Source organism: Streptomyces sp. NPDC001493 (assembly GCF_053597235.1).
In genome coordinates this window covers 54,716-76,060 of record NZ_JBSFHV010000022.1, presented here as the reverse complement: position 1 = coordinate 76,060, position 21,345 = coordinate 54,716, and the positions used below count along the sequence as shown (strand labels likewise).

Below are 21,345 nucleotides of genomic sequence, written 5' to 3'. Positions count from 1 at the left end.
GAGAAGCCGCTGCTGCTTGCTGAGTGGGCTGATTCGCACGTGGGAGCAGTGCTCGCAGGGACGGCCATGGTGGTGACCGAACGCTGCGACTCGTGATCCGGTCGGCAAGGAAGCCGTGACGCCGGCGTGGTGGGACCGGGAACGGCCCTCCACCGCATGCCGAGTGGGTGCTTCAGCCGTGCGTCGCCATCCGGACAGGCTGGGGTTGTCTTGACGGATGTTGGTGGACACGAATCGCGACCATGCAAACCGTCAGGTCCGTGCGGAGGATGTGGGCCCTGACCTGCGCGTGCGATTCCGTCGTCGGCTGCGGCCGCGTTGGTCCGGCCCTCTCGCGGGCGGGTGCGAGCAGTCGATCGGATCGCTCAATTCCGTTCGTGAATAAGGAAGTTGTATTGACTCGCACGTGTGCTGTTCATAACATCGAAACATCTGAAGCCAGGTTTGGCTTGATCTCGTCGGCTTCGACGTCGCCGGATCCCCAAGTGCCTTCGTACCACCTGGCTCCCGCTCATCGTTCGTTCTGCTCGATCTTCAAGCATCCGCTCATCACGCCCCGCGGCGTGCGCGCCCGGGGGAGCCCGATGAGTGTTCCAGTTCTGTGTCCGGACATGACCCATGGTCAGAGACGGCTGTGGTTCCTGCACCAGATGGAGCCGGACGACCCCTCGTACAACATCCCCCTCGTGCTGCGGCTGACCGGTGACCTGGAGCAGTCGGCCCTCGGGGCCGCGTTCGACGAGGTGGTGGCCCGGCACGAGTCGCTGCGCATGCGCTTCCCGGACGAGGACGGCGCCCCCGCCGTGGTGGTCGGCGCGCCCGCTCCGGTGGCCATCGAGCACCTCGACCTGAGGGCCGGGAGCCACCGGCTGGAAGCGTTGCTGGCCGAGCGCACCAACCGTGGCTTCGACCTGGGGCAAGGGCCTCTGCTGCGGGTGTCCCTCTTCCGGACGGGCGACAGCGAGCACATCCTGTGTGTGGTCCTGCACCACATCGTCGCCGACGGCTGGTCGCTCAACATCCTCCGCGACGAACTGGCAGCGCACTACACCGCCCACCAGCAGGGTCGTGCCGCCGGCCTGCCCGTGCCGCCCCCCTACCGTGCGCAGGCCACCGCTGAGGCACGGGAGGCGGACGGTCCGCAGACGCGCGAAGCACTCGCCTACTGGCAGGAACGCCTTGCCGACGCCCCCGCCCTGGAGCTCCCCCTCGAACGGCCGCGACCCGAACAACCCTCCACGCACGGCGCTTTCCACACGCAGGTGATCACCGGCGCCGGGCCCGTGGTGGACGCGCTGGCCCGTGCCCGGCGCTGCACTCCGTTCATGGTCCTGCTCGCCGCCTACCAGGCGGTCCTCCACCGCTGCACCGGGCAGGAGGACTTCTGCATAGGCGTGCCCACCGCAGGTCGCACCGAGCCGGAGACCGAGCAGGTCATCGGCTACTTCTCGCGGACGCTGGTGCTGCGCTCCGACCTCTCCGGCGACCCGGGGTTCGCCGATCTGCTGCGCCGGGCCCGCAGCACCGTCCTCGGGGCCTTCACCCACGAACGGATCCCCTTCGAGCGTCTGGTCGAGTCCCTGGGCCTGGACCGTGATCCGGGGCGGACGCCTCTGTTCCAGACCCTGTTGACCGTGCACACCCAGGACGCGGGTCTGCTGCGTGCCACACCGTTCGCCGACCTCTCCTGCACCGAGCTCGACCCGGGCATGGAGGCCTGCAAGTTCGACCTCACCCTGGACGTACGGCGGGACGGCGAGGACGTCGTCGCCGTTTTCGGCTATCGGACGGACCTCATCGACGCCGCATGGGCGGCCCGGCTCGGCCGGTGGTTCGAGACGCTGCTGCGCGCGGCGGTGGCCGACCCGGACACCCGGGTCCGCCGGCTGCCGATGCCGGACGCGTCGGAGCTCGCGGCCCTCCGGGAGCGGGGCCGGGGACCGGTCCTGGCCGCAGGACCGCCGACCGTGCTCGCCGCCGTCGAGGAGGCGGTGCGCAACGCACCCGACAGGACCGCGGTTCGGGGGCGCGACGAGTCACTCGACTACGCCACCCTGTGGTCGCAGGCCGGCCGGCTGGCCGTGCGGCTGGCGGCCCACGGGATCCGGCAGGGGGACACCGTCGGCGTTCTCCTGCCGCGCGGCCCGCGCGCGGTCGTGGCGATGCTCGCCGCCTGGCGGGCCGGTGCGGCGTACGTGCCGCTCGATCCCGACTACCCGCCGGCCCGGATCGCCTTCATGATCGAGGACAGCGGAACCCGGCTCGTCCTCACATCCGGACGGGCAGGATCGCGCCAGGTTCCGGAAGGCGTGCGGACGCTGACCACCGACGGGCAGGACGCCTTCGGTGATCCTGTGAGCACAGACCCGGCCCGCGGTGGCGAACGGACCGGTGCTCCGAATGGGTCCGGCGGTTCCCCTGCCGCCGTTCTTCCCATTGCCCACCCCGACGACCCTGCCTACGTCATCTACACTTCGGGTTCGACCGGTACCCCCAAAGGCGTCCTCGTACCGCACCACGCACTCGCCGAACGGGTCCGGTGGATGCGTGAGGGCTACGGCATCACGCACACCGACCGAGTCCTGCACTGCGCCTCGCTCAGCTTCGACACCAGCGCCGAGGAACTCTTCCCGGCGCTGGCCGCCGGCGCCACCCTGGTCGTCGCCGAAGCCGGTGCCGCCCTGCCGGACCAGCTCGGCCACGCCTTCACCGCCGACGTCACGGTCATGGACCTGCCCACCCCTTACTGGCACCAACTGGTCGGCGACCTCGACGCGGTGGCATGGCCCGACTCGCTGCGGCTGATGATCCTGGGCGCCGACCAGGTGAAGTCCACCGCGGTCGGCGCCTGGCGGGCCCGGTTCGGGGACCGGGTCCGGCTCGTCAACTCCTACGGCCCCACCGAGACCACGGTCATCGTGACGACCGCCGACCTCGCGGCGGCCGACAGCCGCACCCGCCCGCCGATCGGCGCACCGGTCGGCGGGGTCCATGTGGTGGTCTGCGACGCGCGGGGCGGCCTTGTCCCGCCAGGCACCCCCGGGGAACTGCTGATCGGCGGCGCGGGGGTGAGCCACGGATACACCGGCAGACCCGGCGCCACCGCCCGTGCCTTCGTTCCCGACCCCGACGGACCGCCCGGGTCCCGCCGCTACCGGACCGGTGACCTCGTCCGGCACCGGCACGACGGCGCGCTGGAGTTCCTCGGCCGCCTGGACGGCCAGGTCAAGGTGCGCGGCTACCGGGTGGAGCCGGGCGAGGTCGAGAACGCGCTGATGCGGCAGCCGGGGGTCGCGGAGGCGGTGGTCGTCGCCCGTGGGGACGCCCTGGTGGGATACGTGGTCCCGGCAGCTCCCGCCGAGGGCCCGCACGCTCCCGGTGCCGGCCTCCGCCCCCGGGCGGACACCCGGCCCTCCGGTCCCGCAGTGCCCTCCGGTCCCGCAGTGCCCTCCGGTCCCGCGGGCGCGTACGCGGGCACCGCTCAGAGCGACCCCGCAGCTGTCGCGGACACCGGCCCCGGCAGCGAAATCCTCGACCCTACCGCCCTGCGGGCCGCGCTCGCCGCGTCCCTCCCCGCACACCTGGTGCCCAACGCCGTACTCGTCCTGGAGCGGCTGCCGCTCACGCCCAACGGGAAGCTCGACCGCGCCGCCTTGCCCGCCCCCGACCAGCGCCCCGCGCTGCGCGAGGCGTACGTGGCCCCGCGCACCGAGGCGGAGGAACTCGTCGCGGACATCTGGCGCGAGGTCCTCGGCATCGACCGGGTCGGGGCGATGGACGACTTCTTCGACCTCGGCGGGCACTCGTTGCTCGCCACCAGGGTGATCGCCCGGATCCGGGCGACCGTCGACCTCACCGTCCCCCTGCGCACCCTGTTCACGCACCGGACGGCCGCAGCCTTCGCCGAAGCGGTGGAAGCCGCCCTGGTGGCCGAAATCGACGCACTCTCGGACGACGAGGCCGCGAGCCTCCTGTCCGCCGGTGACGACTCCCTGGAAGGAACCGGTTCGCCGTCATGAGCGAAACCACCACATCCTCCGCAGGTCTCTCGGAGGCCAAGCGTGCCCTGCTGAGCCGCCGGCTGCGGACCGGCCTCACCACCGCGCCCCGGCCCGTCGTCCCCCGGCGGAACGACGGGGAGGTGCCCCCGCTCTCCTTCGCCCAGGAACGCCTCTGGTTCATGGAGCAGTTCGCACCGGGCACCGCCGCCTACAACATCCCGGTGGCCCGGCGGCTGCGTGGCCCACTGGACCACGCGGCGCTGGAGCGCGCCCTGGACATGGTGGTGGCCAGGCACGAGACCCTGCGCTCCCGGTACCCGGCGACCGACGACGGCAAGCCCGTCCTGGAGATCGCCGAGCCCGCGCCCGCTCCGCTGCCCGTGGCCGACGCGATCGACGAGGCGCACGCGGCACGGCTGGTGGACGAGGCGGGAGCCCGGCCCTTCGACCTCGTCGCGGGCCCCCTGCTGCGGACCCTTCTGGTGCGGTGCGCACCCGAGGAGCACATCCTGCTCCTCGTGGTGCACCACAGTGTCAGCGACGGCTGGTCCAGCGAGATCCTGATATCCGAGATCCTGCGCTGCTACACCGCCCAGGTCGCCGGCGGCCCGGATCCGCTGCCCGAACTCCCGGTCAGATACGGAGACTTCGCGCTGTGGCAACGCGACCGGCTGAGCGGGGACGCGATGACCGCGGAGGTGGCCTACTGGGCTCGGGAACTGGCCGGCGTGGAGCCCCTCGTGCTGCCCACCGCCCGGCCGCGGGCCGCCCGGCAGACGTTCGACGGGGCCGGATACGGCTTCCAGGTGGACCGAGGGCTGCTCGACCGGCTCACCGCTCTCGGCAAGGCCCACGGCGCCACCGTCCACATGGTGATGCTCGCCGCCTTCCAGGTGCTCCTCGCCCGCTTCAGCGGACAGCGCGACTTCGCGGTGGGCTCACCGGTGGCCGGCCGGACGGAGCCCGAACTCGAAGGCCTCGTCGGCATGTTCGTCAACGTGCTGCCCCTGCGGGCCCGGCTCGACGGGGATCCCGGCTTCGCCGCGCTGCTGGAGCGGACGCGGGAGACCTGCCTGGAGGCCTACGCCCACCAGGAACTGCCGTTCGCCCAGCTGGTGACCGAACTGGGCGTCGAGCGTGACGTCTCCAGGCCGCCGGTGTTCCAGGCCGTGCTCGCCGTACAGAACTACGCGACCGCACAGCAGCGGGACGCGAAGGGGGCGCTGGACGCGGAGACCTACGGCCTGCGGGCCGCCGGCACGCGGTTCGACATCGAGCTGTTCCTGATGGAGTGGCCGGACGGGCTGCGGGGAGCCTTCAACTACAACACCGACCTCTTCGACGAGGCGGACGTCGCCCGCATGGCAGGACACCTGGACCGGCTGCTGCGCGCGGTGACCGAGCACCCCGACGTGCCCCTGTCCGAACTGGACGGCCTGTCGGGCGCCGAACGCGGGCTGGAGCTGGAGGAGTTCAACGCCACCGACGTCACGATCCCGGCCGACGCCACCCTGGTGTCCCTGATCGACGAGCAGATCGCGCGTACCCCCGAAGCGGTGGCGGTGACCGGCGACGAGGGGACGCTCACCTACGCGGCACTCGACGAGGCCGCCGACCGGATCGCCGGCCGGCTCGTCGCGGCCGGAGTCACCCGCGGTGACGTGGTCGCCGTCGGCGCCGAACGCTCGCACGCCCTGGTCACGGCGCTGCTCGGCGTGATGCGTACCGGCGCCTGCTACACCCCGCTGGACACCGAGTACCCGGCGGAGCGGCTGCAGTTCATGCTCGCCGACAGCGGAGCGCGCGTCCTGCTCACCCGGCGCGGTCTTCCCGTACCCGAGGCCTGCGATGCGGCTGTGCTGTACCTGGACGACGACGCGCATCGTGGGAGCGCTCCCGCCACGGGTCGGGGTGCGGGGCCGCAGCCGGACGATCCGGCGTACCTGATCTACACCTCCGGCTCCACCGGCCGCCCGAAGGGAGTGCCGAACACCCACCGTGCCCTGGTGAACCGGCTGCTCTGGATGCAGCGGAGCTACCCGATCGGCCCCGACGACCGGGTACTGCAGAAGACTCCGGCCGGGTTCGACGTGTCGGTCTGGGAGTTCTTCTGGCCCCTGATGACCGGGGCGCGTCTCGTCCTGGCCCGCCCCGGCGGACAGAAGGACGCCGCCTACCTCCAGGAACTGATCCGCTCGGTCCCCGTCACCGTCGCCCACTTCGTCCCCTCGATGCTGCCGCTCTTCCTCGCCGAGGAGGGAGCCGGCCGGTGCACCGGGCTGCGGAGGGTCGTATGCAGTGGCGAGGCGCTGCCACCGGACACCGCACGTGCTTTCCGCGCCCTGCTGCCGGACTGCGCGCTGGCGAACCTCTACGGCCCGACCGAGGCGGCCGTCGACGTCTCCTCGTGGGAGTGCGAGGGGATCCTGGACACGGTGCCGATCGGGCGGCCGATCGACAACATCAGGCTGTACGTCCTGGACGGAGCGCTGCGGCCGGTACCGCCCGGCGCCCCTGGCGAGATCCACATCGGGGGGACCGGTGTCGCCCTCGGCTACCACCGCCGACCCGGCCTGACCGCGAGCCGCTTCGTCCCCGACCCCTACGGTCCGCCCGGCTCACGGCTCTACCGGACCGGCGACCTGGGCAGGCGCCGCCCAGACGGGACGCTGGAACACCTCGGCCGGATCGACCAGCAGGTCAAACTGCGCGGGCTCAGGATCGAGCCCGGTGAGATCGAGTCCGCCCTGCGCGCGCTGCCGGCGGTGACCGAGGCGGCCGTCGTCGTACGCGAGGACAGTCCGGGGGACAAGCGGCTGGCGGCCTACCTCGTCACGGAGGACGGACCGGACGGCCTCGACGCACAGGCGCTGCGGACACGGCTCAAACTCGTGCTCCCCGACTACATGGTGCCCGTCTCCTTCACCGCCCTGCCCGCCCTGCCGCTCACCCCCAACGGGAAGCTGGACCGCCGGGCGCTGCCGAAGCCCGAGCTGCACCGGGCCCCGGGAGCCGCCCTCGCACCCGAGAGCCCCGCCGAGCGGGTGCTCGCCGCGATCTGGGCCGAGGTGCTCGGACTGGACGAGGTCGGGGCGGACGAGGACTTCTTCGACCTCGGCGGGCACTCGCTGCTCGCCACCCAGGTTGTGGCCCGGGCACGGACCCTGCTGCCGGAGGCCGGGGGCCGCCCGGTCAGCGTGATGGACCTGTTCACCTGCCGGACCGTCAGAGACCTGGCGGCGCTGTCGGAACTGCCCGAGGACGCCCGGGGCCCCCGCAGGCTGCTGCACCGGCTGACCCCCGAGGTCCCGGCCGGGCGCCGGCGCGCCACCGTGGTCTGCGTGCCGTACGGAGGCGGCAGCGCGGTCGTCTACCAGCCCGTCGCCGACCTGCTTCCCGACGACCACGAGCTCTGGTCCGTCGCGATACCCGGTCACGACGTCGGCGTCACCGAGGAGCACCTGCCGTTCGGAGAACTGGCCGGGAAACTCGCCGCCGAGATCGAGGAACGTGTCGAGGGCCCCCTGGTCGTGTACGGGCACTGCGGCGTCGGCACCGCGCTGGCGGTGGCGACGGCACGCCTGCTGGAGGCGTCCGGCCGGGAACTCGAAGCGGTCTACGCCGGAGCGCAGTTCCCCTTCGCGCGGCCGCGCAGCCGCGTGCTCGGCGCGCTGAGCCGGATCGCCTCCCTGGAGGCCCTGCTCGGAAACCGGGTCTACGTCAACTGGCTCACCGGGATGGGGGTCGACACCTCCCAGCTCGACCGCGAACAGACCGCGTTCATCGTGGGCAACATGCGCCGCGACTCGCAGGCCGCGGAGGAGTACTTCACCGGCGCGATCGCCGATGTGGAGGCGGGGGCACCACGGCTGCGCGCACCCCTGGTGTCGCTGGTGGGCGACCGCGATCCGGCTGCCGACTTCTATCCCGAGCGCTACCGGGAGTGGCTGCTGCTGGCCGAGCGCTCGGCGGTCGCGGTGATCGACCAGGGCGGCCACTTCTTCGTCAAGTACCGGGCCACGGAGGTCGCCGAGGTGGTCACCACGGTGCACCGCGCCCTGCGCGAGGAGGCCACCGCGTCGCTGCCGGAGCGGACCCCGGACGCGGCGTGGTGGTTCCACGGGGAGACGGGACCTCCGGAGCAGGTCGCCGGTCCGTCCGACCGGACCGGCGCCCCGGCGCGGGACACGGCCGGGCCGGACGGTGCGGACCCGAAGCAGGCCGCCGGCCAGGAACCGGACGGCGCCCCCGGCCCGCGCCGGCCACGCGCGGGCGGTAGCCCGTCCGACCGGACCGGCGCCGCGGCGCGGGACACGGACGGGCCGGAACCGGGCATGGCCCGCTTCCTCACGGTCGTGCTCGGCCAGCTCGCCTCCATCATGGGGTCCGCGCTCACCGAATTCGCCCTGCCCATCTGGATTCTGCTGGAGACCGGGTCGATGACCCGGTTCGCGCTCTACTCCGTCGTCGCGATGCTGCCGGGCATTCTCATCGGTCCGCTGGCCGGAGCCGTGGTCGACCGCTTCGACCGCCGCAAGGTCATGCTGGCCGGTGACCTCACCGCCGGACTCAGCCAGGTCGCCATGCTCGCCCTCCTGCTGGCCGGGCGACTGGACACCTGGTACCTGTACGTACTGCTCGCCGTGCTGTCCGTCGCGCTGACCTTCCAGCGCCTCGCCTACAGTTCGGCCGTTCCGCAACTGGTCCCGAAGCAGTACCTCGGACACGCCAACGGAGCCGTACAACTCGCCTTCGGCGCGGCGCAGTTCGTCGTACCGCTGGTGGCGGTCGCACTCATGGCGGGCATCGGGCTGCGCGGCGTGCTCATCCTCGACATCCTCAGCTACGTCGTCGCCGTGGGCGTGCTGCTGTGCGTCAGATTCCCCCGGACGCTGCCGTGGAGCCGCCGGGAACCGGTGGTCGAGGAGATCAAACACGGGTTCACGTACACCTGGCACAACCGTGGATTCCGCTCGATGCTGCTGTGGTTCGCCGTCCTGAACCTCTTCCTCTCCCCTCTCTTCCTGCTGGTGACACCGCTGGTGCTGTCCTTCGGCACCCTGGACGACGCGGCCGGGGTGGCGATGGCGAGCGGCGCCGGAGCTGTCGTGGGCGGACTGCTCATGGGGGTGTGGGGCGGACCCCGCAGACACCGGGTGCGCGGCATGCTGGCGCTGGCCGCCGTGTTCGCCCTGGCGAGCGCGGTGACCGGACTGCGCGCCGACCTCTGGGTGATCGGCGCCGGAGCCTTCGGGATGGCCTGCGCCATCTCGATGGTCAACGGGGTGTACTCGACGATCGTGCAGGTGAAGGTGCCGCAGCGGTTCCACGGCAGGGTCTTCGCACTGAACACGCTGGTGGCCTGGTCCACACTGCCGATCGGCCACGGCCTCATCGCTCCCCTCGGCGTCAAGCTGTTCGACCCGCTGCTGGCCGAGGACGGGGTGCTGGCGGACAGCGTCGGCCGGGTGCTCGGGACCGGCCCGGGACGCGGAATCGGCCTGATGTACCTGCTGTTCTGCCTCGTCATGCTGGTCCTGGTGGCCTTCGCCCTGCGCTGGCCGGTGCTCGCCCGCTTCGACCGGGACGTGCCGGACGCCGAGCCGGACGACCTCATCGGGCTCAGGGAGCGTGCCCAGGCCCTGGCGGCGGCGAAGAAGAAGCGCGAAGCGTCCCCGGAGGCCGACACCGCTCCGGTGCCGGCCGGGGCACAGCGGTGACCGCGCCCCGGCGCGCGGCCGCCGCGCCGCCTCCCGGATCCCTGCTGGAGGTGCTGGCCCACCGCGCCGCACTCCACCCCGACCGCACCGCGCTGCACAACGGCGGCAGCAGCCTCGACTTCGGCAGCTGGCAACGCCGCTCCGCCGCCCTCGCCGCAGGCCTCCTCGCGCGCGGGCTGAGCCCCGGGGAGCCGGTGGGGCTGTGGTACGGCAGTACCCGCTGGACGGAGTACGCCGTCGCCTACTGCGCGGTCCTGCGGGCCGGCGGGGTCGCCGTACCGCTCAGCGACCGCATGGCACCGGCCGCCGCCGCGCACGTCCTGAGCGACTGCCGGGCGGTCGCCGTCCTGCACGCACCGGACGGACCGCCGCCACGGCTGCCCGAGGGGGTGTGGGCGGCGCCGGGCGACCTGATCGAGGCCGAGGGCGGCGAGGAGGCGCCGGACATCGCGCTGCCCGCTCCCGGCGCGCCCGCGCAGTACCTCTACACCTCCGGCACCACCGGCCTGCCCAAGGGGGTCCGCGCGACCCACGCCAACCTGGCCCACGGGTGCACCCTCGACGAACGACGCAGGCCGCTGAGGCACTCCCGTACCTTCCTGCACAGCTTTCCCATCGGTACGAACGCGGGCCAGACGATGCTCGTCAACTGCCTGAACGCGGCGGCCGCCGGTGTCGCGGCCCCGCAGTTCACCCCCTTGCGGTTCGCCCGGCTGATCGAGGAGCACACGGTCGGCAGCGTGTTCCTGGTGCCGGCGACCGCCATCGAACTGCTGGCCTCCCCGGCCCTGTCGCGCTGCGACCTGAGCTCGGTCCGGCTGGTCGGCTCCACCGCCGCCGCGCTGCCGCAGCCCGTCGCGCTGCGCCTGTCGCAGGTCTTCGACGGTGCGCAGATCGTCAACTACTACACCTCCACCGAGGCCGCGCCCGCACAGATCACCCTTCTCTTCGATCCCGGCCGTCCGGGCTCGCCCGGTCTGCCGGCCGCGCTCGACCAGCTGCGGATCACCGACCGTGACGGCCGCCCCGTTCCCGCCGGTGAGGCCGGTGAGATCTGGCTGCGCTCTCCCGCCTCGCCCCGCTCCTACCTCGGACCGGAGGAAAGCGGCACGGACGTCTTCCAGGGCCGGTGGGTGCGGATGGGCGACCTCGGGATGCTGGACGACGACGGCTACCTCCACCTGCTGGACCGGGAACGCGACGTGGTGAAGTCCGGGGCGTACAAGGTCTCCACGATCCAGGTGGAGAACGCGCTGCACGCCCATCCCGAGATCGCCGACGCCGCGGCCTTCGGGATCCCGCACCCGGTGCTCGGCAGTGTGGTGGCGGCCGTCGTGGTACCCCGGCACGGCGAGCCCGACGTCCCCGGTCTGCGGTCCTTCCTGCTGGACCGGCTGGCGGCGCACGAGCTCCCGGCCCGGTTCCTCTTCCGCGACACCCTGCCCCGCAACGAGGGCGGCAAGGTCCTCAAACGTGAACTGCACCGGCTCCTGGACGACGAGGCGATCTCATGACCCTGCCCACACCCTCCGCGGCCACGGCCCCGCTCGGCCGGGCCGCGCCCGAACCCGTCCCGTTCGATCCGGCCCCGCTGGACCCGGCCCAGCACGGTGTCTGGGTCACCGAACAGACGATGCCGACCGGTTCGGCCTACCACCTCAGCGTCGCGCTCCACTTCCGGGGGCCGCTGGACCTCGCGGCGCTGCACACCGCGTGGACCCGGTTCGTGCACGACAACCCGGTGCTCGCCGCCCGCGTCGACCCCGCCGGACCGCGTCTGGTCCCCGGGCCGGTTCCCCCCGTGCGCCACCACACCTGCGCCCCCGCGGACCTGGAGAAGCTCCAGGAGGAGGAGACCGCCGCCGCGTTCACCCCGGGCGGTGCCCTGGTCCGCCCGACCCTCTTCACCACCGAACCCGGCCGCCACACCCTGCTGCTGGTCGCCCACCACATCGTCTTCGACGGCGAGTCCAAGGACGTGTACGTGTCCGGGCTGGCGCGTCACTACCGGGCCGCGACCCGGCAGGAGCCCGACCTCGCCACCGCGCCCTCCGAACGGCACACACCCCACTCGTCCGCGCCCGCCCCCACCGGGCAGGCCGTCGACGCCGCGGCCCGGTTCTGGGCCGGCCGCTGGCGGGAGAGCTCCGCTCCGGCCCTTCCGGGACAGGCCGCACACCCCCTGGCGGACCCGGTCGCACCCGCTCCCGGGAGCGCCGCCGGCTTCCGGCTCGACGGCCGCCGGCACGCCCGCCTGACCGCCACCGCGCACGCGCTCGGCCTCACCCGGTTCGAACTGCTGACCGCCGCCTGGCACGCGCTCCTGCTGCGCTACGGCAACAACGGGCCCGCCACCGCCGTCGAGCTCTCGACCCGCGCCCCGGCCACACCCGGACGGGCCGGGCTCCACGTCAACGAGCTGCCGCTCTTCACGCACCCCCGGCCGCACGCCCCGTTCCGGGAGTTCGCCCACGAGGTCCGGGAGGAACTGCGCGCTCTGTACGCCCACCGACCGGTGCCGCTGAGCCGTGCCGTCCGTGGGCTGACGCCGCGCACGGCGCTGTGCCCGCTCTCCCTCAGCTACCGGCGCCGCACCACCTCGGCGCAGGCCGACTTCGGTGACGCGCTGGACGTCCGCACCGAATGGATCGGCTTCGCCCGTACCGCACGCAACCTCGCCCACCTCCAGCTCGTCGACTCACCGGACGCGCTCGAAGGCAGCCTGCAGTACCGCACGGCCGCCTTCGCCCCCGAAGCCCCCGCACGTATCCTGACCCACTTCCTCACCCTGCTCGACGGCGTGCTGGACACGCCGGACACCCCCCTCGCCGGGCTGCCGTTGCTCCCCCAGCAGGAGCTCGCGCTCCTGCTCACCGACACCACGTCCGCGCCCGGCAACGCCGACATCACCCTGCCCGCCCTGTTCGCGGCCCAGGCAGCGGCCACCCCGGACGCCGTCGCCGTCGTCGACGGTGACGACGAGATCAGCTATGCCCGACTCGACGCGGCGGTACGCCGCTTCGCGCACCGGCTGCGCGAGCGGGGCGCCGGCCCCGGCAGCCTGATCGGCATCGCTCTGCCCCGGTCCGCCGCCCAGCTCGTCGCCGTGCTCGGGGTGCTCACCGCCGGCGCGGCCTATCTGCCGCTCGACCCCGACCACCCCGAGGAGCGGCTGGCGTTCATCCGCGGCGACTCCGGTCTCACCCTCCAGGTCTCCGAGGATCCCGGGCCCGGCGTCCTCGCCCCGGAACCCCTCGGCGAACCCGGCGAGCCCGGCACCCCACCCCCCGCCCCGGCCCCGCCGGCCCTCGGAGACCCCGCGTACGTGCTGTACACCTCGGGCTCCACCGGCAGGCCCAAGGGAGTCGAGGTGCCGCACGGGGCGCTGGCGAACCTGCTGGCCGCGATGGGCGAAGCAGCCGGCGCACGGCCCGGGGACCGATGGCTGGGCCTCACCTCGCTCTCCTTCGACATCTCCACCGTCGAGCTCTTCGTCCCGCTCGTCACGGGCGGCCGCGTCGTCCTCGTACCGGAGGGGCGGCACCGCGACGGCGACGCGCTGACCGGCCTCGTCGAACGTCACGCGCTCACCCACGTACAGGCCACGCCGAGCGGCTGGCGGCTGATGCTCGCTGCCGGACTGCACGCCCCCGGCCTCACCGCACTCACCGGCGGGGAAGCGCTGCCCGCGCCCCTCGCCGCCTCGCTGTGCCGCGCCGTGGGGCGGCTGGTCAATGTCTACGGTCCGACGGAGACCACGGTCTGGTCGACCTCCGCCGACATCGAGGCGGACGGCCCGGTCACCATCGGCGGCCCGCTGGCCAACACCCGTACGTACGTCCTGGACGAGCGCCTGAATCCGCTGCCGTACGAGACGACCGGCGAGCTGTACATCGGAGGCAGCGGCGTCGCGCACGGGTACCGCGGGCGGGCCGGGCTCACCGCGAGCCGGTTCGTGCCCGACCCCTACGGCCCGCCCGGCTCCCGCCTCTACCGCACCGGGGATCTGGTCCGGCTCCGGACCGACGGAAGGCTGGAGTTCGCGGGCCGGTCCGACACCCAGGTCAAGATCCGCGGACACCGGATCGAACTCGGCGAGGTCGAGACCGCGCTCTCGGGACATCCGGAGGTGGCCCAGGCCTCGGCCGTGCTCCGCGACGGTGCGGACGGCGAACAGGACCGGCTCGTGGCATACGTCGTGCCCGCACCGGCCGGCCCGGTGCCGTCTCCCGACGCCCTGCGCGCCCATCTGGCCCGGAGCCTGCCGGCCGCCGCGCTGCCCGCCGTGTACGTGATGCTCGACGCCCTTCCGCTCACTCCCAACGGGAAGCTCGACCGGGCCCGTCTGCCCGAGCCGCCGCGGAGCCGCGACACGACGGACGAGCAGGTCACCGGTGGCGGGGAGCAGGGAGTCGTCGCCGCCGTGCTGGCGATCTGGCGGCACGTGCTCGACCTGGACGACCTCGGACCCGACGAGGACCTGTTCGACCTGGGCGGCCACTCACTGACGATCACCTCCATCGCGGGCCGCATCCGCAAGGAGTTCGGCGTGTCGGTCCCCTTCGACGTCTTCTTCGACAGCCCCACCGTCCACGGTGTCGCGGCCTGCGTCACCGACCTCATGGAGGAGAACAGATGAACGCGAGCATCCGGTACCAGGTAGTGGTCAACGAGGAGGAGCAGCACGCCCTGTGGCCGGCCGAGTCGCTCCCGCCGCAGGGGTGGCAGCCGGACGGATTCAGCGGCACGGAGGACGAGTGCGTCGTCCACGTCGACGAGGTCTGGCCCGACATCAGGCCGCTGAGCCTGCGCCGCCGGCTGGCAGAGCAGGAACAGCGGTGAGCGCCGCCGCCCCCGCCACCGGGACGCGTGCCCGGCTCGCCGCGCTGATCCACGAGGCCATGGACGGGCAGATCGGCACGGCCGAACTCCTCACGTCCCGGGCGACCCTGACCGAGGTGGGAGTCACCTCGCTGGGCCTGCTGAGGCTGGCCGACGCCCTGGAGGAGGAGTTCGGAGTCGAGGTCGACCTCGCCGACCCGTCGTTCTACCGGGAAACCGTGGACACGCTGGCCGCCCGGGTGGACGCCGCGGACGCCGGACAGCCCCGTGAATGAGCCGGAGGTCCCGGCGGCGGACCTCGCCGCCGAGGTGGTCGAGGTCCCCTTCGCCGGGGACCGCTCGGGGACGGCGCCGCTGACCTGGGGGCAGCAGGCGATCTGGAACGCGATCCTGCGGACCGCCCCGAACGACATCTACTTCAACATCGGTCGGCTCCTCCCCCTGGGGGAGCGCGGCCGGTCGACCGAACTGGCGCAACTGGCCGCCGCGGTGGCGGCGTTGATGGAACGCCACGAGGCCCTGCGGACCAGGCTGCGGGGGACGGGGCGGACGCCGGACCAGTCGCTCTCGGACTCGGGCCGGCTGCCGCTGACCGTGGTCGACGAACCACGGCCGGAGCACGCGGACGCGGCCGCGCAGCGTCTGCTCGACCGGCTGAGTGCCACCCGGTTCGACTACGAACAGGAGTGGCCGCTGCGGGTCGGCGCGGTGCGCAGCGGGGGCAGGGTGACGCACGCGGTGCTGGTGCTGTGTCACCTGGCCTGCGACGGACACGCCGCCGAACAGGTGGTGCGCGACCTGCGGCTGTTGGTCGTACGCGGCTCCGCCGGCCGGAAGCCGCGCGCCACCCCGATGGATCTCGCCGTGGAACAGCACGGACCGGTGGGGGTGCGCCGCAGCGAGCGGGCGCTGGCCCACTGGGAGTCCTTCTACCGCAGCATCCCTCCGACGATGTTCCCCCAGCAGGCCGCAGCCCCCCGGACACCCCGGTTCTGGAGCGGCCTGCTGGTGTCGGAAGCCCTCGCCGCGGCCACCGACGCGCTGGCCGCCGCGCACCGCGTCAGCGGGTCGACGGTGCTGATGACCGGCATGGCGGCTCTCGTCGCGGCCGACGGCGGGCACCGCACGGCTGCGATGATGCCCATCGTCGGCAACCGCACCTCCGCGGACCACCGGGATCTGGTGGCGATGCTGTCCCAGGACGCTCCGTTCCTCCTCGACACCACCGGAGCCGTACGGTTCACGGACCTGCTGCCGGTGGCGTGGCGTGCGGCGTTGGCCGGGTACCGGGCCGCCGCGTACGACCCCGTCGCGTGGGAGGCGCTCCGTGAGCGGATCGGCAGGGAACGCGGCACGCCCGTGCACCCGTACTGCTGCTACAACGACCAGCGGTTCTTCACGCGCCCGCCCGCGGGCGGACCCCCGCCGGGAGCCGACGAGTTGAGGGAGGCCCGGAGGCGTACGCGGTTCTCCTTCCCCGCCACCCAGGAACGGCTGGGCTGCCGCTACTGCGTCCATGTGACCGAGGAACAGGGCACGCTCGCCGTCATGTTGACCGCCGACACCGCGTACCTGCCGCCGGCGGCGATCCGGGCGCACCTGGAGGCGCTGGAGGAACTGATCACGGCCGCCGCGTGCGGGTCCTCCCCGCTGCTGGCCGATCTGCCCGGGCTGCTGGGGCGCGGGGACGGCGCCCGCACCTGACCCTCGCTCCGGACCGGGAGGCTCGGGCCACCCCGTGGCCCGAGCCTCCGGAGACAGGACCGGTCAGACGGACCCGGGCAGTGCTGCGGTGCTCGCCCCGGCCGGTGCGGTTCCGAAGATGTCCACCGCGTGGTAGTACGTCCAGGCCGTGGCGTTGCACGAGGTCAGCGTCGCGCCGGAGTAGGCGGCACAGACGCGCTTGAGGTCGGCGTAGAGGGCGGAGTCGAGGCGCGCCTTGTTGGCGGAGAACGTGCCGGCTGCCTTGTAGTTGCGGTAGCCGAAGTCGTGGCGGGCGCAGGCCGTCTGGAACGGGAAGCCGAACGGGTTGTCGGGCGAGGTGCTGCAGTAGTCGGTCGACCAGTCGAAGCCGTAGGCGGCCCACGCGCCCTGGTTGTTGCGGGCGGCGTTCCAACTGTTGTAGCTGGCGGCGCTCGTCTGCGTCCAGGAGCTGAGCACCTGGGGCTTGTCCGCAGGCGCGGCCGAGGCGGATGCGGCGGGCAGCAGGGCGAGCGGGAGCGAGAGGGCGACGGTGCCGAGCAGCATGGCGACCTGGCGACGCATGGCAATCTCCTCTGGGCGTGGGGGAGTCCGGCTGAGCGTGCACCTCGTGGGTTCATGAGGTCCATCCCGAGAATGCCGTCATGAACCTGTCATGCCTAGTCATTGCGCGGACTGGACGCCGAGAATTGAAGTGTTCGTCGAGCGACGGCCATGGGGGCGCCGCTGCCGCTCCCGCCCGGGTGGACTCCTGCGCCCCGGTACCGCGACATGAGCAGGGAACAGAAGCGGCGGTCCGCGCCGGCCCGGTCGATCCGGCCGGCGCGGACCGGGCCCGACGGCCCCCCGGCACACGAGTGCAACGGCACGCGGTTACGAGGCCTTGCAGTTCACCTTGACCGGCGCGGCGGCGGCGTGCCGGTTGCCGGAGATCTTTCCGCGGTTCTCCAGCACGATGGAGATCTTGCCCGTGCTCACCGGGAACGTTCCGGCGTTGACCCACTGACCCAGGTGCGAGGGCTGGTCGATCTCGAAGGTGTCTATCTGGGTGCTCGGCTTGGCCTCGAAGTAGCGGTGGACGGCGTAGTGGGCCGGGTTGCCGCCGACCCGGGTGATGTCCTTGACGTTCGGGATGTAGACAGAGACCTGGCAGGTGCCGTTGGTCACCGACCCGGTGGGGAACTTCCACTGGGCGTAGCCGTTGGACGTCGTGGTGCTGTTGGACAGCGGAACGCTGTAGTAGAAGCCGCTGCAACCGTAGGACGTCTGGCTGCCGGTTCTGCCGACCCAGCCCTGGAGGCCGTCGCGCCACTGGTCGGACGTGGCGAAGCCGGGGGTGTCGCAACCGGGGCCGATGAGATGGCTGTACGTGACCGCGGCCACCGGCTCCTGCTGGGGCGCTGCGGGTTTCGCGGTGCTGCCCTTCGTCGGCGCCGGAGCGTCGGCCGCTCCAGCGTCCTTCCCGGACGCGGCGCTCGCATCCCCGGGGCTCGGGGTCACTTCGGTACTGCCCGTGGGGAGGCTCTTCGATCCGGTCTCGTGGATCGCGTCCGTCGCCGTTCCGCCCGTACCGGAGCCGCCTGCAGCGGAGCCGGTGGAGTCGGTGGAGCCGGTGGTGGACTTGCCGTCGGGCTTCTGCGGGGTGTCACTGGGGGCGTTCTGCCGGCCCGGCACGAAACCCGGGCCGGAACCGTCGGGGCCCATCCGGCTGCCTGCGGGCGCGAGTGCGGTGGGCACGGAGGTGTCGTCGCCGGATCCGGACAGGCCGGAGATCAGGAAGGGCACACCGACGAGGGCCAGCCCACCGGCCACGGCTGCGGCGATCAGCGGCTTGCCGGGGCGGCCCAGGGGGAGCCCACCGGTACGGCGGGTGCGGGTGGCACCGGCGGTCGTGGCCGTGGTGGCGCTCTCGGCGGAGTCGTCCCTGCTCGCCCCGGCGACAGCGGGGACAGTCGTGCCGGAGGCGGCGGTGGCGGCTTCCGGCTGCGTCTCGGACCCGGGCTGCTCCTCGGTCTCCCCTTCGGGCCGCACCTCGGCCGCCGCCCGGGGCGTTTCCGCCTCCTCGCCCTCGCCCTCGCTCTCGCCTTCGGCGACCGGGGCGGCGGAACCGGACACCGTGGCGGGGTTACCGCTGCCGACCGGTGCCGGGGCGCTCCCGGCCGGCGGCTTCGCCGGGAACAGCCCGGTGGACGGCTCCTCGGCCAGGACTGCGACTGCTGCGGCGCGGGGGACCGGTGAGCCGGGGGTGCCGGACTCCGCACCGGCGTGGGCTGACTCGCTGGTTGCCATCGGATGCCTCTCGGACGGATCAGGATGGGGAGGGGGGAAAGACGGGCTGTGGCTGTTGCTGTGGCTGTGGCTCAGGCATGGCACGGGAAGTGGCCGGTGCAGCGGGCGGGCCAGCCGGCGGCCGGCCCGCCCGCGTCCCGGAGGGCCGCCTCGTCGAGCCGGGTGACCGCCTCGTCCGACGGCGGCCGGAACCGCGTCGTTCCGCCCGGGATCTCCGCCAGCAGCACGCGCGCCGGAGCCTCCTCGGACGCGTCGTGCCTGGCCAGTACGGAGAACTCGGTACCCGCCGCGAAGAGCGCCGTCGCGCCGCCGGTACCCGGGGCCGTGAGCACCGAGGTGCGACGCGCGGTCACCGGCCTGATGACGTAACGGACATGACCGGCCGGCGGCGCGGGAGCACCCTTCTGCTCACGGTGGACGACGTCGAGCGGCGCGTCGCAGCGCAGGACGGCTCCCACCACGGCGTCGTCCGGGATGCCGGGCCCCGGCACGGCCCGCATCAGCGTGCCCCGCAGTGCGGGCAGCCTCCGCAGTCCCGAGGTGAGGCAGGCGGCGTACGGTGCCAGCTCACCGCTCCCCGCACCCGCGTCGGCCGCGAGCGCGAGCGCTCCGAACCGTCCACCGGGTGCCGACGTCAGATACAGGTGGACGGCGACGAGGTCGACGTGGGCCTCCTCCTCCTTGGAACCGCGCAGGGCGGGGAGTTGTACGAGAGCCCGGTTGACCGGTCCGGTGTGTTCCTCCCAGACCGACGCGGCCAGCTCGCGGAAGGCGGCCCGGTCCGCACCACTGCTGAAGCCGGGCGGGGCCGACGCGGGGGCGGGGAGCCGGCGGGACGCAACGGCGACGGGTGCCGGAGAAGCAGGTGCCGGGGAAGCAGGTGCCGGAGAAGCTGGAGTTGGCGCGGGTGCCGGAGCCGGAGGGGGCGCGGGTGTGCTCGGAGCTGACGCGACCTGCGGGGCGGTGCGGCGGGGTCGCGGAGTGTCAGGAGGCGCTCCGGCCCCCGGCAGGGGGAGCTTGGACGGCGCGGCATGGCTGCTGCTGCTCGTGGCCGGGCGGGTGGCAGGAGCCGGAGTCTGAGCCTGAGCCTGAGCAGGGGGTGTTGACGCGGTGAGCGCCTCTGCGGGGATCGGCCGGGGGGCGGGCGCGGTCGGCGCGGCGGGCGTGGGAATGGCGGGTGCGGGAGCGGGGGCTGCCGTGGGAATGGCAGGTGCGGGAGCGGCGGGTGCGGGCGACGGTGCTTCTGCCGCGACCGCGGAACGCGGTGTCGGCGCGGCGAACATCAGCGCGTTCCGTACCGCGAAGCGCCGCAGTGCGTCCACGGTTTCGGCCCCCGCACCCGCGGGTGCGGCGATCTCGGCGTACTCGCGGACCTGACCGTCCAGCTCCGGCAACAGGGCGGCGAGTGCCTTCAGGAGTGCGGTCCGGGTCTCTCCGTCGTCGCCCGCCTCCCCCACCTCGATGCGCATCGCGCGCTCCTCGGCGGGCCGCTCCCGGACCGCGGCCGGAGGGGTGGGGGAGTGGCCCACCCACAGTCCGGCCCGCACCGCCACCACGTACGATCCGCCGGGCAGACGGCCCACGGCGGGTTCCGGACCAGGGCCGGTCACGGCGTCGGGCAGCAGCCAGTGCACCGGACGCGGGGCAGGCCGTGGCGCACCCGGTCCGGCGTCCCCGGCTTCCGCCTCCGCGGGGGCGCAGCTCACCGCGGTGAGCAGGGCGGGCCAGGTGGACTCGCCCTCCGCCGACACCAGCCGTATCCGCTCCTGACGCGCATCCCCCGACGGGTCCGGCACGGACAACGGGAGCCCCGTGCAGACTGTCACCTCCGTGCCGAGCAGGTCCGCCACACGCTGGGCGACGGGCAGCAGATCGGGGCCGCCGCCCGGGGCCAGCCGTACCCGGTCACGCAGTTCCGCGGGCAGCCGGGCGAGGAGCGTGGCCAGGTCCTCCGCGAGGTCGTCCCGGCTCTCCGCGCCGTTCACCAGCACGGTCAGCCGGTCCGGGTGCACGGCGAGGGCGAACGCCAGATCGCCGGGACGGGGAACCGCCGCGCCCGTGGGGTGCAGCAACAGTCCCGCGGGTATCTGCCGGACCGTGTGGTCGCCCAGTTCGCCCAGCGGTACCCGGGCGAGCGCGCGCTGCCAGTGCGGGGCGGGTATGCGTGCGCCCAGAGCCACGGGTTCCGTGCCCGGCGCGAAGCGCCACCAGCCGCCCGCCGGGGTCGCGGGCTCGCTCACGTACAGTCCGCCGCCGGGCAGCAGGATCGCTGCGGCGTCGGGCGCCTCGATCTCGAAGTCCCATGCATCGGCCAGCCGTTGGGCCAGTGGGAGCAGGCCGTCGGGCTTGCGTGCGGCGGCGCGTGACATCACCAGCCGGGCTGAGGAACGGTGTTCGTCCCGCAGCCGGGCGAGCAGACCGCCCAGTTCCTCGCCGAGGTTCCCCGCCGCGTCCGCGGCCACGTCGACGATGATGATCGGGCGTTCCCGCTCGACACGCAGGTTTCCGGCCAGCTCACGCACGGAGGTGCGGCGGTCGGCGGAGGAACGCAGCAGGAATCCGGAGGCGCCGCCGGGACCGGATTCCGCGCCGAACTCGTCGAGGACCGTGCGGGGGCCCTCCGGTTCACGGGTGACGGGGCCGGACGCGGCAGGGCCGGGGGAGGGTTCCGCCGCCGAGTGCCGTCCGCGCCACCGGGGCAGCCGCGAGGCCAGTCCGCTCACCGGGAGTCCTCCCGGCGGGTGAAGCTGCTGCGCTGCACTGACCCTCCATCAATGATCGTTCTCGGTCGG

General features: G+C 73.3%; 10 protein-coding genes. 7 read left to right on the top strand and 3 right to left on the bottom strand.

Translation table 11 applies throughout. The features are described from left to right. The first annotated feature begins 611 nt into the window (after nucleotides 1-611). The 7 genes from ACWCWD_RS27585 to ACWCWD_RS27555 are packed head-to-tail and all read left to right on the top strand — an operon-like array spanning nucleotide 612 to nucleotide 16,267. Nucleotides 612-4,019 carry an amino acid adenylation domain-containing protein gene (locus ACWCWD_RS27585; RefSeq protein WP_450776750.1) on the top strand — a complete coding sequence of 1,136 codons (3,408 nt, stop codon included), beginning with the start codon at nucleotides 612-614 and terminating at the stop codon, nucleotides 4,017-4,019. After that, nucleotides 4,016-9,721: a non-ribosomal peptide synthetase/MFS transporter gene (locus tag ACWCWD_RS27580; protein WP_450776748.1), complete on the top strand. Its 5,706-nt coding sequence runs from the start codon at nucleotides 4,016-4,018 to the stop codon at nucleotides 9,719-9,721. Before ACWCWD_RS27585 ends, ACWCWD_RS27580 begins: the two co-directional genes overlap by 4 nt. Continuing rightward, the gene (locus ACWCWD_RS27575) at nucleotides 9,718-11,235 is read left to right on the top strand and encodes a class I adenylate-forming enzyme family protein (RefSeq protein ID WP_450776746.1); all 1,518 of its coding nucleotides are present in this window, start codon (nucleotides 9,718-9,720) and stop codon (nucleotides 11,233-11,235) included. Before ACWCWD_RS27580 ends, ACWCWD_RS27575 begins: the two co-directional genes overlap by 4 nt. After that, on the top strand, nucleotides 11,232-14,360 hold the full coding sequence (locus tag ACWCWD_RS27570; RefSeq protein ID WP_450776744.1) for a non-ribosomal peptide synthetase: 3,129 nt from the start codon (nucleotides 11,232-11,234) through the stop codon (nucleotides 14,358-14,360). Before ACWCWD_RS27575 ends, ACWCWD_RS27570 begins: the two co-directional genes overlap by 4 nt. Next, nucleotides 14,357-14,563 carry an MbtH family protein gene (locus ACWCWD_RS27565; RefSeq protein WP_450776742.1) on the top strand — a complete coding sequence of 69 codons (207 nt, stop codon included), beginning with the start codon at nucleotides 14,357-14,359 and terminating at the stop codon, nucleotides 14,561-14,563. Before ACWCWD_RS27570 ends, ACWCWD_RS27565 begins: the two co-directional genes overlap by 4 nt. After that, nucleotides 14,560-14,838 carry a phosphopantetheine-binding protein gene (locus ACWCWD_RS27560; protein WP_450776740.1) on the top strand — a complete coding sequence of 93 codons (279 nt, stop codon included), beginning with the start codon at nucleotides 14,560-14,562 and terminating at the stop codon, nucleotides 14,836-14,838. The genes ACWCWD_RS27565 and ACWCWD_RS27560 overlap by 4 nt, the downstream gene beginning before the upstream one ends. After that, nucleotides 14,831-16,267 carry a condensation domain-containing protein gene (locus tag ACWCWD_RS27555; protein ID WP_450776738.1) on the top strand — a complete coding sequence of 479 codons (1,437 nt, stop codon included), beginning with the start codon at nucleotides 14,831-14,833 and terminating at the stop codon, nucleotides 16,265-16,267. The genes ACWCWD_RS27560 and ACWCWD_RS27555 overlap by 8 nt, the downstream gene beginning before the upstream one ends. A gap of 63 nt (nucleotides 16,268-16,330) precedes the next feature. On the opposite strand, the gene ACWCWD_RS27550 is transcribed toward ACWCWD_RS27555, so the two are convergent. The 3 genes from ACWCWD_RS27550 to ACWCWD_RS27540 all read right to left on the bottom strand — a co-directional run bounded on the left by ACWCWD_RS27550 (nucleotide 16,331) and on the right by ACWCWD_RS27540 (nucleotide 21,276). Then, nucleotides 16,331-16,828, bottom strand: a complete 498-nt coding sequence (locus ACWCWD_RS27550) for a phospholipase (protein WP_450776736.1) — start codon at nucleotides 16,826-16,828, stop codon at nucleotides 16,331-16,333. Between the two features lie 309 nt (nucleotides 16,829-17,137). Beyond that, nucleotides 17,138-18,553 (bottom strand): hypothetical protein, encoded by a 1,416-nt coding sequence (locus ACWCWD_RS27545; protein ID WP_450776734.1) that lies wholly within the window; start codon nucleotides 18,551-18,553, stop codon nucleotides 17,138-17,140. Between the two features lie 71 nt (nucleotides 18,554-18,624). Next, complete coding sequence (locus ACWCWD_RS27540) at nucleotides 18,625-21,276, bottom strand: hypothetical protein (RefSeq protein WP_450776732.1); 2,652 nt, start codon at nucleotides 21,274-21,276, stop codon at nucleotides 18,625-18,627. Nucleotides 21,277-21,345: the final 69 nt, after the last annotated feature.

Bases quoted from the DNA above. Each gene is read 5' to 3' on its own strand.
- ACWCWD_RS27580 (WP_450776748.1), top strand. From the start codon at position 4,016: ATGAGCGAAACCACCACATCCTCCGCAGGTCTCTCGGAGGCCAAGCGT.
- ACWCWD_RS27585 (WP_450776750.1), top strand. From the start codon at position 612: ATGACCCATGGTCAGAGACGGCTGTGGTTCCTGCACCAGATGGAGCCG.
- ACWCWD_RS27550 (WP_450776736.1), bottom strand. From the start codon at position 16,828: ATGCGTCGCCAGGTCGCCATGCTGCTCGGCACCGTCGCCCTCTCGCTC.
- ACWCWD_RS27565 (WP_450776742.1), top strand. From the start codon at position 14,357: ATGAACGCGAGCATCCGGTACCAGGTAGTGGTCAACGAGGAGGAGCAG.
- ACWCWD_RS27545 (WP_450776734.1), bottom strand. From the start codon at position 18,553: ATGGCAACCAGCGAGTCAGCCCACGCCGGTGCGGAGTCCGGCACCCCC.
- ACWCWD_RS27570 (WP_450776744.1), top strand. From the start codon at position 11,232: ATGACCCTGCCCACACCCTCCGCGGCCACGGCCCCGCTCGGCCGGGCC.